Raw genomic sequence first — 17356 nt, 5'->3', positions numbered from 1 at the left:
AGCTGTTGCTCGAGTTCCTTGATGCGCTGTTCTGGCGTCTGGTTGTCGGGGTCAGGCATGGTGATGCTCCTGCCGGCGCGCACAGAAGCCCCCTGGCTCCAATCTTGCCGACCATGTTTACGTAACCATACCAGAATGGTCGAATTGCCCTGAATGCCATATCGGGCTTGTGCTTGCTGGCAACTGAGCTCGCCTTTTTCAATCTGCTCGACCAGTGCCAGTTTAAAAGTCAGTGAGTAATCGCGCTGTGTCCGTTTCACACCTTGTCCCATCGGGTTCTCCATTTATTGGGGGGGAAAGGTGTAAACCATATTCAGGACGGGACACTAACCAAGTGTCCGGATTTAGTTGACCACTACAGCCTGCTAGAAAGCACCAAGTGTAGCGTTCATCTGGGGTAGAGAGGAGGTAATGACATACAGGTTGATTTGGGAAAAAACGGCAAGAAAATCTCAAGAGTAATGCTATTTGTGCTGAGGGAAATTTAGACTAATAGCTGAATAAGTGGACTATGTGCCTGTATAAGATAAAAACAAATGTGAGTTCAGATTTGACGAACGTCAAGGATTCATACAAAGACTCATCCTTTCTTGTAGTCTCCCAATGATTCAATCAGTTAGTATCTGTCAGATATGAAATGATAGGGTTATACCGTGAGCACAATCTCCCTTCGCAAGGCCCTCGGGGTTTTGGCTAAATCTTCTTCCTTCTCGGTCAAGACGACAACACAACGTCAGAGAGATCTGTTTGATGACCTCAAGGATTATCTCTACGTTACACCCGAAATCGAGGATGATTTTGAGAAGTGCCTCCGTTCATTGCAGCCTGGTGAGTGCGTGTTTTTATGCGGCAGCAGTGGTGATGGTAAATCTGAAATATTGTCACGTAGCTATGACCAATATAAAAACAGATATACCTTCCATCTGGATGCAACCCATAGCTTTTCGCCTCATCAATCAGCAATCGATGCGCTAAACGAACTCTTTGATCGTGCAGGAGACGGGGCTCAACCCCTGGTGATTGGTATCAATATCGGTATGCTGGCCAACTTTGCCAAAGAAGGGGCTGAGCGGCACAGTGAGTTGCGTGGCGTGATCGAGCGTTTTTTGGATAGTGGCGAGAGAACGCAAGGGGCATATCACTTTCTGGATTTCGAGTCCTATCCAAAATTTCGTTTTAATGATGACGCTGGCAGCTATTCAAGCTTTATGCGTCAACTGCTCAAGCGGTTAACTCAGCCAACCGATGACAATCTGTTTCATGCTATTGCCCTTGCAGATGAGCAACGCCAACGCGATATGCGCCTCATCGCCAATTTCAGGCTGCTGGCCAATGAGCACGTGCAAGAGATTATCATTACCACTCTGTTCAAAACCCGTTTGATCAAGGATCAATTCATTACGACTCGTGCCTTGCTGGATCTGTTGCATCAGCTTCTGGCCGGGGAGCATTACCTCTTTGACAACCTGTTTCTGGCTAAAGACAGCGAGCTAAGCCTGCGTCTTGCTGACTTTGATCCTGCCTTGATTCATACCCAAGCGGTAGACCAGTTTGTGCTGCGTTATGAGCTGAATCTACCGGATGAGGCGCTGGATGCCTTTATGGTCGAGCTGGCAAAACTGGGGCTCATATTCAACGAGCCTCGTGATAAAGCGGGTCAAGCCGCATCCCTTCTGCGCCTTTTTTATCTGCTTAAGGACTGTGAGCTTGGCAATAACTACCATCACCAATTCAAAGTCGATTTTGAAGAGCAGGTACTTGAACACTATGCCACTGTCTGGCTGCAGCATAGTCAGTATCTTGGGGAGGGTGGAAGCCAGCTGGCCTTGCGCAATTTCTATGTGAAAGCGCTGATCCCGGCCATTTTTGTCTATGCCAACCGCAATGCCCCTGAGTTGTCAAAGCGAGAGCTTTCTCTTGGTCAATTTGGCCAGTGTCATGTCGCGGCACCTGTCGAGCTGAAAGCTGATTACGGCGCAATTCAGCGTCAGCATGTCGAGAAACACGATCATTTCAGCGCCTATCTGAAGGTTGATGATCAGCCCTTGGCACCAATGGCAATCAACCTCAATCTGTTTGAGCTGATCTGGAAGCTCAACAATGGCTATCGACCAAACAAGTACGACAAGAATGCCATCGTGTTGCTTGATGAGATGGTTGAGCAAATCCGCGCTGTCGCTAAAAAGAGCCCTGTTCTTCACTATTACGAAGGTGATCAGCATTACCGTCTTGGTTTGGATGACGGCATGATCACTGTAGAAGGAACCAGATAGTCATGTCTCTGTATCCAATTCCTGCCGGATTAGCTCCGGTTGATAAAAACAAGCTCACCAACTACTGGCCCATTCGCAACAAAGGCAATGAGTTTGACTGGGATACCGTGACAGGTGTCTTGCTGGGGCTTTCCTTGCGCAAGCAGGTGACTGCCTATGAATTCGAGCAGTTTAAGGAGGAGTGCAAAGCCCGGTTTGCAGGCAAGCTCGACGATCCTGATTTTTGGCAGGTGCTTGAGCGAGCCTATTTTTCAAATGATGCACTCTTTCATATTTCACCGCTGTTCCTGTTGTTCAAGGCCAAAGGGAAGAAGAGTGGGCAAGCCGATCTCAGCGCACCAGATACGCGGTTGTGCAAATTGTTTGCAGGTCTGTTGGGGGATTTCTTCCTGGAAGATGCGCTCGATGACAAGCTCAACTTTGTCGAGCAAGAACTGTTGTCCGTTTTGCAAGGCAGGCTGCAAAGCGGCAGCTTGGTAAAAAATGAGGATGAGCAACCTTATCTACCTTTTTTGAATGCCGTATTTCGTGAAGATATTCGCTTTTTGGCTGCGCATCCCCAGTATCTGCTGCAAGCCTTGCCTGGCACGCTCAAGCTGTATGCCTTTGCTTACTGTGCTCAGCTGGCACTGAATGTGACCGATTGGCAACATGAGCCCCAAAGCAAGCCTCTCTACTTTATTCTCGATTCGGAAAAGGCCAGCTCTGAACGTACTTCGGTAAAACGTTCTGGCTACAAGCTGCTGGCTGCTGCCAGCGAGCGGGTTTTCCCGCTGCTTTCCGCCCTTGACGTGCTCCAGTTGCCAGGGGATGCCAAGAAAAGACCGCTTTGGCAGGTTTATCACGATGCCACGCAATATGCTGACCAGACTCAGTTGCTGGAAGATTTGAACAACTATCTGCAGGCCTTTAGAGAGAAGCGTGGGTTACGGCCTGAGCGCCCTCTCACAAACAGCGTGGCAGAAGCCTTTGAGCAGCTCAAAGAGTTGGCTCTGGAGCAATTCCGTGATGCCAATACCTCCCGTGGCGGCGTGAACAAGAAATATGTCAAAGAGCTGGAGGAGAAGCTGCTCAGTGATTTTATTCAGGCACGGGGGGCCGCTGGCCGCACTCTGGTGCTGAATCAGGATCAGCTGTTGCTGTTGACCAATCTCACCATCGGCAAGGCCGACAAGCTGCGCCTGCACGATCTGCGCAAAGGCTTCGAGCAGCGCGGTTTTTATCTTGATAACCAGTCATTGCAGCAACTGGTCAGCTTCTATGAGCGCATGGGCAATGTAGAACGAATGAGTGACAGTGGAGACGCCGTATATGTCCGCAAGACCCTTTGAGCATTTTCTGGCCGAACGTTTCATCGAGTGGGTCAGTGCCGACATTGAACCCGGCTCTCGTTACCAGTTCAAATCCCCCAGTGCAGAAAACGGTCTGGTGCTCTATCAGTCACTGGTGACCTTTGCTGCCACAAATACTCTTGCTACGGCCGATGGCATTGACCTGCCATACGTAGAGTGCAATGGCGTGCGGGTTTTACCTGTGTTGCATGGTGAGGCTCCGGGATTTACCGAAAACTACATTTCCCGTTTGCGTGATCTGGTCGCAGGGCGCAGTGCAGAATTTGAAAAAGCTGCCCTGCTCATTATCCACAACAGCATGCTGGATACTCTGATCAACAGTGCGCTTGATTTGGGGGCGCCCGGTGCTGTCTGGCATCCGGATAGTCTCTCGCAGCAGCTTGGCGCGCTGATTGATGTTGGCAGCAGTAACAAGGAGCTGTCAGCCTGCCTGCTTGAAGAGCAACTGGCCCTCATCACCGAAGAGGGGGCGACTGTATTTGGTTTTGCTCCTCTGTTTAGTGCACTTGATCAAGATGGTGTTCTGGAGTTTGATGAGCTTCAGCTATTCAATGACCCGGTCATTTTGAGCTGGAGTGGCAAGAAGGCCCAGATCAGCAAGCGGCTCCAAGCAAACCGTAAGCTGCGACGCGAGATTGAAGATGCGGTTGAGCATTATGATCTCGATCAGCTCGAGAGTGTCCTGAAAGAGTTCAGCGCCAAGTTTATCCGCCAGCATTTTCAGGATGAGAGCTGGCGTGATCTGGAATTCGAGGCCTACCTCAAAGAGATTGACGCCAACAAAGCGCAAAAGTTGCTATTGGAAGAGGTGGCCGTTGACAGTGGTTCACTGCAACAAAGAGCCAAAAGCCAGAGCAAGGCGGGACAACGTGACCTGAGTCTGCTGATCCAGCTCCCGCCGGGAGAGAAAACCCTCAACCTCTCTTTGACCTTCATCGGTAATGATCTGGACGAGAGCCAGTTCAAACTGATGCACAATGGGCCGCTCAAAAATGCGGTCACTTATTCTGTCAGCCGTGTCGGTGGTAAACGTTGCTGGGCGACGGTGACCTTGCCCGTCACAGGAGAACCCACCTTTTTTAGCCTTGAGCTTAAACGCGATAACCGCTCCGAAGAGTACAAGTTCCGCTGTCTAGTGGTAGAGCAGGGGGATTTCTATTTCGATGAGTTGCTGCACTGCTTCCGAGTTGATGCGGGCAAGAAGTGGCTGACCCTGCTGCTGGAAGAGAACAAGTTCAAGGTCAACCCAGAGCAAGACGCCATCATGCATCTGGTTGACGATGAGGGCGAAGTGGACTGCAGCGCCTGTGGCTGGGTGAACTTTGATGCGCTGGCCGAGCAGAGCGAACAAATCCAGTTTGAGCTGGTCAATGGCGAGCGTCGCTTGCCCATCAATATTGAAGGCCCGGCCGCCGATGAGAGTATTTGCGTTCCGCTGCTGTTTGACCGGGACCGTTTCGCCAAGCTGCTCAGAGATGACCGTAATGCCGAGTATCTGCGGGCCAAAGGCAAGATCATTTTCGATAACAGCGAAAGTGGTGTGGCCGGGATCCGCCAGCAGCTGCTGAACCTCGAAGCTAGGATTGTTGATGAACGGGCCTTGTATATCGGTCTGACTGCCGATCCAATGCCACTTGCGGCGATTAGTGCAAGGTTCCCTGATTTGCATGGCGCTTATGCCGCCCTGTTTGACTATCTGCAACACCATAAAACCTTGCCGAGCCTGGTGGCCTGGGGTGACAGCTATTGCGCCCTGGTGCAGCGGGTGCTGGATGCCTACGAAGCGGCATTAAGCGAGATACCGACCAATGCGGTGTTGGCGCTCGAGCACAAACAGTTGATGCGCATCGGTCTGTGCCGCCAGGATGAGTGGCACCGCCTTAGCCCGCTGCACCCCTTGGTACTTGCCTATCACCTGCAACTGGTGGCCGAGATAAAAGCCGATCGCGATGAAGATGGCGTCAGCTCTTTTGCCGAATTGCCAGAGGTGACCCGCGAGCGCCTGGTGGCATCTGGCTTGCTGCCTTTCGTCTATGACAATGACTCTGGTTACGCCCATTTGCTGCCGGTGCGGGAGAACAGCTTCTGGCTCGATGTAGTGCCACAAAAGCAGGAGAGCTACAGCTACATCAAGCGTTTGGTGCGCGACAAATTGGCCGAGTTTACCCAGGCCTATTCCCGGCTGTTCAGTGCCGGGGCCAAGAGCACCCTGATCGTCAATGCCATCAATCAGGCGAGTGCGGCAGAGCTCTTCCTCGGTTTGATCGAGCACTTCAAGCTGCACAAAGAGCAGGCGATCGCCATTCATGTGAACTTCTACGATGAGCGGTTGCAATTCAATGACTTCGACCGCTTTGCCGAAACGGCCGCTTATGACGAGCTGAAAGCTTGGCTTGGCTTGAACACCACTGCGCTGCGTGCTGAGGCCGATATGCTGATCGACCTTATCCGCAGCCGTCTGACCTACAGCAAGTTCACCCTGCCCAACGAGCGTGAGCAGTTTGCCTATGCCCATCTGGCGTTCTTCCGCAACCAGGAGCCGGTAGAGTGCCATCCCATCAATACCGATGAAGCTCTGAGTGGTGTGCTGTGTGATGGCTTGATCGCCGGGGAAGCGGCCGAAACGAAAGGGGCGGCCTATTTCACCGCCTTTGGTCTGCGTGGCGTGCCCTATCAAGGGATACAGTCGCTGCGGGTGGCCCGCCTGCTGGGCAACCTGTGGCAACCGGCCAGCCAGAGCAATGCCCAGTATCTAGCAACCAGCCTAGGGCTGGCGGTCAGTGCCGATTTCAAGGCACTGCTGACCCGCTCTTATGACAGCGCACTGTGGACCACCATCATCGATCCCAAGGTAACCCTCGATTTCTTCACCAGTCAGCAGGATGTGGTGCTGATCCACTACTCGGATCAATACACCAGTGCGGCCGGTTATGACGCCATCACGGTAACCAAGCAGGTAGACCTCTTTAAACGCTTGCTGCAAAAAGAGGGTCACGGACAAGGTGAGACGTTGCTCTCCGAATTTAATGCCTTCAACGGCGAGTGGCTGCTCAAGCTGCTCACGGCCAACGACAAGGAGCGCAAAGAGAAGAACGGCATCATCGGTGCCTACAAGTTTGTCTCGGCCTTGTTGCGGCAATCCGATATCTGCTGGGTCCCCCTCTCTGTGGCCGAGATGATCCGCGTCTCCGGCAATGTTGGCCTCAAGATGAGCGACAGCGAGTTCTCCCGTCAGGTGCATGGGTATCGCAAAGGGGCCATTTCCGATGACGTGCTCTTTGTCGGCTTCAAGGGCAAGCAACTCTATCTGCTGCCTCTGGAGGTCAAGACCGGTGCCAGACCTGACTTTGCCTATGCCGGGCAACAGGCTCTGGAGCTTAAACGTTACCTGATGGAAGAAGTACTTGGCCCCAATACCCTGGCTGCGCGGCTCTACCGTGGTCTCTTTATTCGCCAGGTGCTGATGCAGGTCGACAAGCTTTGCCTCTATGAAGTGATGCAGCCGGCGCAGCTTGCACCGCTGTTGACCGAGCGGGAGTGGTGGCTCAAAGGGGAATATACCCTGTCCAGCGTGCCCGACTATCCCGAAGGCTTTGTGGTCGCCCATATCGAAAACGACAGCTTCTTTGTGCCTCACTACCAGATGACCGAGCGGGGGGTATTGCAGGTTGAACTGCCCTACGCCTTGCTGGGTAGCCTTATTCAGGCCTGTAGCGCTCCTGCGCTTGATGAGTTGGTGACCCTGTGCCATGTAGACCAACAATATCTGCTGGGGCCCAGAGAAGAGGCGGCTAAGCCTGAATCCGGCTCTCAACCGCAGCCAACAGAAGGGGGCAATCAGGCGGTGGATATGGCGCCAGTGGAAGCAGCCACTGATACCCAAAACACCGACCCGGTTACCCCAGTACCGGTGGAAACGGGACTGACCGGCGAGCCGACAAAACCCATGCGTATCCTGTTTGGCCACGAGGCGCTGCGGCAAACGCCGCTCTATTGGGAGCCGACCAATACCGCCCGCTTTATGAATACCAATACCGGCATCATCGGCACCATGGGCACCGGCAAAACCCAGTTTACCAAATCGCTGATCACCCAGCTGATGCGCCAGCAAGACAACAACGTCGAAGGCGCACGGATCGGTCTGCTGATCTTCGATTACAAATCTGACTATGTGGATGATGCTTTTAGCGAGGCCAACCAGAGCAAGCGGCTGCGGTTGTATCGCCTGCCGTACAATCCGCTCTCGCTCTATGGCGATATGCCGATGTTGCCGGTGCATACCGCGACCGGGTTTGCCGAGACCCTGGCCAAAGCTTTTGGCCTCGGGCCCAAGCAGCAGCTGCGACTGCGCAAGTTGATCCTCGATGCCTATGAGCTGGCGGGGATCAGCAAGTCTGACGCCAGCACCTGGTCAAGGCCTGCGCCTACCTTGGCCCAAGTGTGGGATCTCTATCTTGAGCAGGAGAAGGTGGAGGAGGACTCCCTCTATGCCGCGCTCGACTCACTGGTCACTTACGAGATCTTCGAAACCATGCCGGATAAGGTGAGCTCCCTCTATGAGCTGCTCGATGGTGTGACTGTGATCGAGCTGGCGGGCTACTCACCCCAGATCCAGAACCTGGTGGTAGCTCTGACGCTGGATCTCTTCTATTCGCAGATGCAAAAGCGCGGCAAACCGCAAGTCAACGGCGATTATCGCCAGATCACCAAGATGATCCTGGTCGATGAGGCCGACAACTTCATGTCGCAGGACTTCCCCAGCCTGCGCAAGATCCTGAAAGAGGGACGCGAGTACGGGGTTGGGGTGATCCTCTCAACCCAGGACTTAAGTCACTTTAAAACCGGGGAAAACAACTACGGCTCTTATATTTTGACCTGGGTGGTGCATCGCGTCGCCGAAATCAAGAATGCCGATATCAAGGCCATCTTTAATAAAGATGATAAGACCGAGCAAGAACAATTAATGGAAACCATCCGTAAGCTGGATAAGCACTTTAGTCTCTATATTGATGGAGATAAAAAGGTATCTATGATGCGGGATAGAGCGTTTTGGGAGTTATAATGCGTGAGTTTTTAAGTAGGCTGTTATGCCTGATTGTTTTTGCTCTAATGTCTATAATGCTTCCAGTTATATTTTATTTTATGTCGTTCGGTTACCCGTCCTCAGTTGATGAGATTGAGAAGTTTAGTGGTATTATTTCTGATATATCTGGACCATTGCTTTCATTTGTCGGTGTAATTGGTGTTGTAATGGCTATATGGGTGCAGCTTAATGAATTGAATGAGACCAGAAAGGAAATGCGGTTATCTACAGAGGCGTTGCAAAAACAACAAGAAGAGAAAACACGTGAGGTAGAAATCTCCTTGCGAAACTCTAAAAAAGAAGATTTGTTTAGGATTATTGATTTCTTGAATGCTGACATAAATTTAATTTTAGATAAGGTCATTGGTCACCCTATACATAGTGGTGTCAGCCTGTCGTTAGGAGAGCTAGTTATTTCATCTAAAAATAATATTTCATTGTTACAGAGTATAGATAAATCGACATATAGTGAGTTACAAAGATTAAAAAGACAACTGGATATGGTTGTTGAATATTCAAGTCAATATGATGTTATTAGTAGTGCAAAAATATCTGATATTGAAATGGATAAATTTGGTGAAGTATTAAATGTTTTAAATGAGCTTATTAAATGAAGATAAGTACCCAAGTATTAGAGTATACTGAGCTGCACAAGGCCAAAAATAAACCAGGAATTTACGCATGGTATGCCAAACCAAGTATTGGTGAGATGGATATATCTCATGATGATAACTTTCAGTCATTAATTAATATAATGAGTGGCTATATGACTGCTCATCATCCACCTATTCTTGACGTGAAGATAGAGGCATCATTTTATCACCGGTGGGAACATCAAATTGACGAAAACAGCCACAAAGAATGGCGTTCAAATCTAACAAATAAGATTAGGAAGCTTGATGAATTAGGCTTTTTTAAACATGAAGATGCAAAAAAAATAATAGTCGAAATGTTTAAGGCTACAGTACCATATATAGCATCACCTTTATATATAGGTTCAACTGGAAATTTATATAGGCGTCTAGATGAACATAAAAGAGAGTTAGATGAAGTATTCATGCTTACCAAAGGGGGGGCCAATGATATTGAAACTCACGAATTGGATTCGTTTGCTAAACGAGCTATTCATAGGAAGTTTCGACCAGCAAACCTAATGGTCTGGGTTATTTTTATTGAGTCAGAGTCAGAGTCAGAGTCAGAGTCAGAGTCAGAGTCAGAGTCAGAGTCAGAGGATCCTGGCTTGCGTTTATTATGTTATTTTGTCGAGTGGGTTTTGAACGGTTGTCACGCACCAAAATTAGGAGAGCGATAACATGAGCGATCTATTTAATTATGATAGTGTAAAAAAGAGTGAGTTTGATTGTGTTGCAACCGGTCGACTTGGTACGTTTAATAGTATTGCTGGTACTGTTGAATATATAATGACAACAGCTACACTAAAGGTAAATGCAGATGATGAGTCGTCAAAACTGACTAAGCATTTACTTCCAATCAGGGAAATAGTGGATGCAACTCAATTAGATTTTAATGAAATTCTTCAACGTGATTTAGATGATCATCGTGTTGCAACAAAACTAATTCCTTACTTATTGCAAGAGTCTAAAAATGGTCCATCATATTTTCCTCCGATTGTAGCAGTATTGTTACCATACAAGGATGGACGATTAGATGGAGAATTCCCTCATGGTATAAAATTTACCGATAGTGACTTTGCGTCATGGAGTGGAGAAATCTATGGCGATTATATGTCCCGAGAGGCTCTCGTAAATCCAAATACTCAAAAAAATCTTCCTCTAAACATAGGTCGTTATAAATGGAATTCCGATTTAACAAAATTGGTAGTTATAGATGGGCAACATAGGGCTATGGCATTAATTGCTTTATATAGAACGATTACATCTAAAGGATGGGAAAAGGCACAGCATGGGGGGGCTAAATTCCAATTCTATTATAAACAACGAATTGAGCGGTTATTTGAAACTTTAGGTGATAGAGATAGCTCAATTGAAAAACTAAAAGAAATGGAGTTTCCTGTAACAATTTTAAGATTCCCTGAAACTGAAACAAAACCGTTCAAGATTGCTAGAAAATTGTTTGTTGATGTTAATAAAAATGCAAGGCAGCCTAGTGAGTCTAGGATTAAACTTTTATCAGATAGCTCTCTGGTTGACATATTCACTAGGGAAGTTTTGAATAGATCAAAAGGTGGAGATAATAGCCTTCCTATCTATGCTATTGAATATGATTACCCTGGTGAAGGCAGTAGTTATACTCGTCCAGGGAAATGGAGTGCATTGATTAACTTGAATATGCTCTCATTGGCTGTATTACGGATGACTTTTGGCCCATCTAAGTACCTTGATAATATGAATATATCCTTTGGCGGTAAGGCTAATTGGACGGAAAAAAATGCATTTTTTAGAAAGAAGCTTGATATAGAAAATAACATCCCATATATGATTTCAGATGAAAAAGGAGAATATAATAGGGATGATATAAAAAATGATAGTTTTTCATCTTCAGTTCTACCAAGATTAAAAGACCTTTTCTGGGAGAAAGTTGGAAAACAACTTTCATATATAACTGCCAATATTCATCCATATAAAGTTCATATTGATGCATTAAATAAGCTAAAGCATGATTGGTTGGATGACGATACTGTCGGAGCTTTAGCAAAAGAAGCAATCTATAGTGGTGTTGGTGTGTATTGGACGCTACGAGATACATATCAACACTGGTCTGAGTTTGAGAGTGATACTACGGGTGCATCAGAACTTTCACTAGAAAAACCTGATGTAATAAAAGCTTGGCAATCAGTCTCTCACAGGGAGACGAGTTTCAATGAAACAAGAAACAAGATGTACTATGCAACAAGAGGTAATGAAATTCCTACTAATTCTAAAGCAAGTGTAGAGGTATATAATAAAACCAATACAAATGCATTTTACCTTGGCTTGATGTTAACTTATATGACGTTACGCCAATTTGCTTCGGTAAAACAAGAAGATCTAGAATTCGAAAAATTATTTGTTCAGGTTTTTAATACGGGATTGTTGGAAAAAAATAAAAAAGGGAAAGATCGTCTGGACATTTTTTCAACCAATATAGAAAATCCTATTAATTTAATATCAAAAATGGACACAAAGCATTTTGTATTTTTTAGATATTTCATTCTGGAAATATTGAATGCTTCCCCATTGTTTGAGGTTTTTGAAAAATTCAGTATAACTAAAGTTACGCTTTTAAAACTTGTTTCTGATGCTAGAAAAGCATATTTTTCATATCTAAAAAATGAAGAAATTAAGCGACTGGATAAAGACATTGCTATGCTTGGTAAATCAAAGAGCAATATTGAAAACCTGGCTATAATAAATGTGGCTCATAAGCTCAATGCATCACTATTATATTGGTTTGATTATGAACAGCTAGTGATTACACCTAGTGATTGTAACGAGACATCCACTGAAATTGAAAATATAAATTCATTTGATAATGATGAATCTGAATAATATCGTAATAATTAAAGAGCCGCTTATGCGGCTCTGTTATTAACTATACTATCTATAGATATAGCTTTAGATGAAAGATATGATATGCCTCTATGAATATGTAATTTGAAGAAAACACCAAATGGTATACGGATTATAGAGTTATAGCTATGATAACGCTGTAACAAGATAGATTGTAAAATTTCACTCTGCTCTCCTGTGAAAATCTTCCATGACATTTCAACCGAGCTATCGGTTTGAATATCTTCAAAAGGAGGGATAGATTCTTCTGCTAATGATAAACATAACGCCCAACGACAAAGCACATTCCAGTTCTCTATACCTGTCTTGCGCTTGATAACAATTAGCTGCTGTTTCGCTTTTTCTGACAAACGAATATTATCAATCATGTTTTCTCTCCGGGAAATATCCAGGATTTATCGTAGAGGTAAAATTTTGTTCCTCGAAACAAATATGATACTCCTTGGCTATATAAGGCTTGAGTTCCTTATAGTATTTGCCTTGGATCTCTTCATCGGTCGATAAAAGAATCACTTGAGGTGCAGCCTGTGGGAAATAGTGCTTGATTAAATGGCTTCTATGTTGTCCATCAAGGCGTCCCATGGGGGTATCAATAATCGTTGGTAACTCTTTACCTGACTCGTCGGCGAGCCCCCATAAGACGGCTATGGCCAGCAGTTGTCTTTCACCAGCGGAGAGCCGAGCAGGGGAGATAGGTTTATTATCTTGTGCATATAGAGTTAACACAAATGCATCAGCATCGATTTCAATCTTGGTGATTAGACTGTCTTTACGTTTGACCTGATTAAACTTGGAGATGATCTTGGTTTGTAGCTTATCGATATTATCTTTGATGAGATCTGCTTTAAAGGAATCCACAATATCTTGTAGTCTTCCCATATGAGCAAAGAGTTGCTGCTGCCGCTGCTGCTCAAAATCGATAGCATTACCTTGTACCCGAATTGAGGTAACCTGTATTTCTGCCTGTTCGATATCAGTTACCAATTTTTGTGCAGCTACAAGTAAATCATCTTTTTCTTTTTTAGCCTTGTCAAGTTCACTATCTGCGCTCACTGAGCGTGTAATGATATGTTCTACAGATGCAAATTCAGGAATGGCAGCTAGTTGCTGTTCTACGAATTGCAGCTCTTCGTACAATTGTTCTTTTTTCTGAATCAGATATGACGCTTCCTGCTCTTCGGCAGCTATCCTTTCAGCAAGACCATCGAAAATTGCAGGGCTACTGTTTAAATAGCAGGGTTCAGAGTAGAGCTGATCGGAAGCCTCTCTCTCTTTAGATAACTCGGTTTGCAGAGACTGGATGATACTATGATCCGTTCCTCGTTCATTTAATAATCCAAATATTTTATTCTCTTGGTTAATAAGTAAAGAGCGAGCGGTATGATAGCGTTTTATCTCATCTTCTTTATAAAGCTGAGACTTGGTCTGTTCTATTAATGAAGAGACAAGCTTCAAAGGTAAGACCCCAGCAGCAAGTTTGATCAACTCGCTATTGATGCCATCTATCTTTGTTGTAATTTCAACTTGTTGACGAGAGATCTCATCTTTTTTATGTAAAAGATGAGCTCCATTATCTTTCAGTTGTTGTCGCCAATAGGCGACTTCTGCTTCTTTATCTAGAATCTGTTCATCTATATCAATTAGGTTATTCTGTAATATCTTTTGAGCTTCCCGAAAGGCTTCAAGCCGAGCTTCAGCTTCTTCCAGTTTCACCTTTTGCTTGGGATCCAGCAGCTGGTTTTGACCGCGTTTTTTAAGCACGTCAAGGTCAATATTGAGCTGTGACAGCAATTCAAGACCGAGAAGGCTTTCGATACCCGTCTTTACCAGACTAGCGGAACGAGCGGGATCTGCAAGATGTTCAATTTTTTCACCGTCAAAAAAGAACAGTTCAGATAGTGATTGCGGGATAAATTCATTGATAAATTCTCCCCAATGCTCACTCAATAGTGCATCTGGATGACCGTTATGGCTAACAACAACAACTTCTTTGCACTCTTTGTCAGCCTCTTTCTCCCAAGCTCGATTTATTTCATAAGTATGATCTTTCCCGAGAATGGTATGTCTGAAGCGCAGTGAGAGAGAGGCTTTTTTTTCCGTTGCATAACGATTTATCGCCTGCTCCAGATATGCTGGATAGCTAAGGCGACCACGATTGGAGCATTTGGCATGCTTGCCATAGAGAGCCAACTGCAAGGCATCTAAAAAGGTTGTTTTACCACCACCATTGAGTGCACCAAAGAGGATTATCGGTCTTTTATGATCGGGGCTATCAAGGTCAACCTCATGGCGTCCTTTATAAATACCAAAATTTTCTAACACGAGTTGTTCAAAAATCATGCTGATAGCTCTTCAATATCAATTTGTTCATCTTCCAAGAAATGACTATTGTTCGTCAAAGCAAGTTGCAGCTTCTCATTTTCCCACAATAGTTGTTCTTTATCCTGCTCAGGTAAATTGGGCTGTAATAGCTTTATCTTGTTTTCATTGAGTTTTCTTTTCAGTGCAAAGTCTCTGGCCTCTTGAATATTGTTGAAGGCCATGGTCTGCAAGCTTGTATCCAGCTCTTTATATAGATTTGCACGACGCAGCATATTGCTATGCTTATCTTCAATTGAGATCAGTGTTCTAATTTGTTCGTATAGTAACCCATCCGGATCATTGTACGTGGAGCATTTATACCTCAGTTTGCTCATCACATTGCTATTCAATAAGCTATGGTGTGAGCGTTTGGTACCGGGATACTTTTTTCCCAGCGCACGTTCATAAATATGAGGGACGCTATCTTCGACTTCGTGTTTATCTTCCACCCATATATGACGAATTGCTTCCAAATCTTCCAAAGAGAGTAGTTCTAGGTTGCGAACTTCATCTGGACCTATCTCTTGTACGAGTTTTTGTGCTTCAAGCACTTTTTTGAGCATATGCTCTCTAAATGGCTGCCGATAAGGACCACGCACCAGATCTGCTCCATATTCATTGATATGAACGGTTAAGGAACCATTCATTCGACGAAAATCACGACGCTCCTTGTCAGCCTCTATTTTTTTACCTTTACGCTCTTTATTTGAATCATTAATGTCGATTTCGTTGCGGAGCTGCAGTAGAGGCAACATCCACTCTTTTTCAGTGTCATTTTGAATCATGGCTGCCATAGATTTATCTTCACCTACCATGGTACAGACATAACAGCCAAAACGACTATCTCCACAACTAGGTGTTGACTTATCAACGACCAGAGGACATTCACCATCCGCAGTTGCACCTTGATACATACCAAGTAGCTCTTGATTTTTAAAACCCCATGGATTTTTAACTTGCATCAGGTATTGCCAGACATCGTCATTACTCCAGTCGGCGATAGGAGTATATATCCAGACACGATCAAGCTGTTTGTTAACAGTTAATCCAACAGCGCTACGAGTATTATCTTCTCTGTTCTCGTAACTTTCCATTGTTGCTGCTCTTGTCGCGCTCTCCGCTTTTCGCGTACCAAGAACAAGAATCGCCTCACCGTTATTTTTAACGACTTTCTTAATAAAGTTATTAGATGGACTGATTTTTAGTCGATCGGTACACCAGCGAAACTTATAGCGAGGAGCAGGGTAACCACGACCAATCAAATTGACCCAGAAGCGATCTTTTACTTCTGGTGTCAGGCGATGTGGAATAATATTTAAGTGTTGCTCAGCTACCGCTTGTCGCATCTGTTCCAATGAGCGTCCTACCCACATGGCAACAATCGGATTTTCAACAAGCGTATCAGTACTGATCACATGGACAGGCTTATTGGCTTTACCTTCGGCATGCAGTTCTTGCATGGCATACCACACTAGTTGGAGTATAGCGGTGGAGTCTTTACCACCACTGTAACCAATTACCCAGGGGATCTGATCACTAAGATAAAGTGATTTGGTGCGGTCAACCAAGAACCGAATTGTCTCTGTAAACCCGGCCGCATCAAATGCGGAGCGGGAAGGGGTATGTATTTCGGTACTCATGCCTTACCTTTTCTAAATAGATATTCAGCTTGTTCCTCTCCTTCAGAGAGGGGGAGGCCAAGGTGTTGTTTGATCAGTGTTGCAGTTAATAACGTCGTATTTGATGTCTTTTGAATACGGCCAGCGATTAGAGCCCGACCTTCCCATATTTCTGCATTTTGACGTAGCCAATCTAGTGTCAATAGCCCAGATAGGGATTGCTTCAGGTCATAATTCTTTTCAAGAAGAGCCTTACCAACCAAACCTAATGCGTGCAGTGTTACGGCATGGCTATGGATAAAGTCTTCACGAACTTCCCCAGCAGTCAGTTTGGATAGCCTGACGAGTTTCCATTCTGGTATGACATTATCTACTTCATTCCAAAAACGGCATGCCTCACGGGTCGCTTTAGTTATGTCAATACTTTCCCAATTGCTAAACAAGGCATGAGTTGCCTGATGAATAGCGCTAAGAGTAAAGAGTTTGCGGGAGCGTTTACCAAGTTTGTTTTGCTCCATATCGACAATCCCTTTAAAGGCTTTGGATTTGGATGCAACAGCCCGAGCGACAGCAGCACTCTTATCTCGTTGGTCGTATGCGATGGCCAGAGATTTGCTGGCTTTGACCTGATTCTGATTGAGGTCTGTAAACATCTGCTGTGAACGCGCTAATCCCTGATCGAGGAAAAAAACCACAGAGATGCTTTCATCTGCCAAGGATGGATCTTCTTTTAGGGCTGCTTCAATCGCAGCTCTGCGATGTTGTCCATCATTGATGATAAATTGTGCGTCCAACCCAATTCTGAGGGCCCCGATACGGCTCGCTTCACCACTGGTTCCCATTGGTTCAAATCTCACATCTCCGTCAATCGAGGCGGTGATGGCAGAAAACACGTAGGAATCTCTATTGCGAACTATATAGTCAGCCATCACCGGGATCCGCCCTACGTTGAGGGTTCTCTGTGCGCGCAGTTCAGGCGAGAGATCCTCATCATCAAACCTGAAGATGCGTGGCAATAGCTTGAGAGGACACATTGACACGTAGTACTCAGAGCCCGCCTGGATACCACGAATTGCTGGAAAAACGAACTCAAAGGAGGGTTCAAACATGGTAACCTCTTGCGCTCCACACTGTATGT

10 protein-coding genes and 1 pseudogene are annotated in these 17356 nt (G+C 45.9%); 6 read left to right on the top strand and 5 right to left on the bottom strand.

Features of this window, described 5'->3' with window-relative positions; all coding sequences use genetic code 11:
* Positions 1-272, bottom strand: a pseudogene (locus G5533_RS15360) (IS3 family transposase); the annotation flags it as partial.
* Positions 273-653: 381 nt separating this feature from the next.
* Between G5533_RS15360 and dptF the strand changes: the two are divergent.
* Genes dptF through G5533_RS15330 form a run of 6 tightly spaced genes read left to right on the top strand, consistent with a single transcriptional unit; the run spans position 654 to position 12217 of the window.
* Complete coding sequence (gene dptF, locus G5533_RS15355) at positions 654-2273, top strand: DNA phosphorothioation-dependent restriction protein DptF (RefSeq protein ID WP_441255004.1); 1620 nt, start codon at positions 654-656, stop codon at positions 2271-2273.
* 2 nt (positions 2274-2275) lie between these two features.
* Positions 2276-3604: a DNA phosphorothioation-dependent restriction protein DptG gene (gene dptG, locus G5533_RS15350; protein WP_441255003.1), complete on the top strand. Its 1329-nt coding sequence runs from the start codon at positions 2276-2278 to the stop codon at positions 3602-3604.
* On the top strand, positions 3585-8687 hold the full coding sequence (gene dptH, locus G5533_RS15345) for a DNA phosphorothioation-dependent restriction protein DptH (protein WP_421231550.1): 5103 nt from the start codon (positions 3585-3587) through the stop codon (positions 8685-8687). The genes dptG and dptH overlap by 20 nt, the downstream gene beginning before the upstream one ends.
* Positions 8687-9322: a hypothetical protein gene (locus G5533_RS15340; RefSeq protein WP_421231549.1), complete on the top strand. Its 636-nt coding sequence runs from the start codon at positions 8687-8689 to the stop codon at positions 9320-9322. Before dptH ends, G5533_RS15340 begins: the two co-directional genes overlap by 1 nt.
* Positions 9319-10020 carry a hypothetical protein gene (locus G5533_RS15335; protein ID WP_421231548.1) on the top strand — a complete coding sequence of 234 codons (702 nt, stop codon included), beginning with the start codon at positions 9319-9321 and terminating at the stop codon, positions 10018-10020. The genes G5533_RS15340 and G5533_RS15335 overlap by 4 nt, the downstream gene beginning before the upstream one ends.
* Before the next feature lies 1 nt (position 10021).
* A complete protein-coding gene (locus tag G5533_RS15330; RefSeq protein WP_421231547.1) occupies positions 10022-12217 on the top strand; it encodes a hypothetical protein in 2196 nt (731 codons plus the stop codon).
* 23 nt (positions 12218-12240) lie between these two features.
* Here the strand turns inward: G5533_RS15330 and dndE are convergent, their stop codons facing one another.
* The 4 genes from dndE to dndB are packed head-to-tail and all read right to left on the bottom strand — an operon-like array spanning position 12241 to position 17327.
* Positions 12241-12606 carry a DNA sulfur modification protein DndE gene (gene dndE, locus G5533_RS15325; RefSeq protein ID WP_421231546.1) on the bottom strand — a complete coding sequence of 122 codons (366 nt, stop codon included), beginning with the start codon at positions 12604-12606 and terminating at the stop codon, positions 12241-12243.
* Positions 12599-14578, bottom strand: a complete 1980-nt coding sequence (gene dndD / locus G5533_RS15320) for a DNA sulfur modification protein DndD (protein WP_421231545.1) — start codon at positions 14576-14578, stop codon at positions 12599-12601. The genes dndE and dndD overlap by 8 nt, the downstream gene beginning before the upstream one ends.
* On the bottom strand, positions 14575-16239 hold the full coding sequence (gene dndC, locus G5533_RS15315; protein ID WP_421231544.1) for a DNA phosphorothioation system sulfurtransferase DndC: 1665 nt from the start codon (positions 16237-16239) through the stop codon (positions 14575-14577). The genes dndD and dndC overlap by 4 nt, the downstream gene beginning before the upstream one ends.
* Positions 16236-17327 carry a DNA sulfur modification protein DndB gene (dndB, locus tag G5533_RS15310; protein WP_421231543.1) on the bottom strand — a complete coding sequence of 364 codons (1092 nt, stop codon included), beginning with the start codon at positions 17325-17327 and terminating at the stop codon, positions 16236-16238. The genes dndC and dndB overlap by 4 nt, the downstream gene beginning before the upstream one ends.
* Between the last annotated feature and the right edge of the window lie 29 nt (positions 17328-17356).

The organism is Aeromonas sp. A600620 (assembly GCF_029479985.1).
In the GTDB taxonomy this organism is placed as follows: Bacteria; Pseudomonadota; Gammaproteobacteria; order Enterobacterales; family Aeromonadaceae; genus Aeromonas; species Aeromonas veronii_A.
The sequence above is the reverse complement of the archived record's forward strand: the minus strand, read 5'-3'. Positions and strand labels throughout refer to the sequence as shown.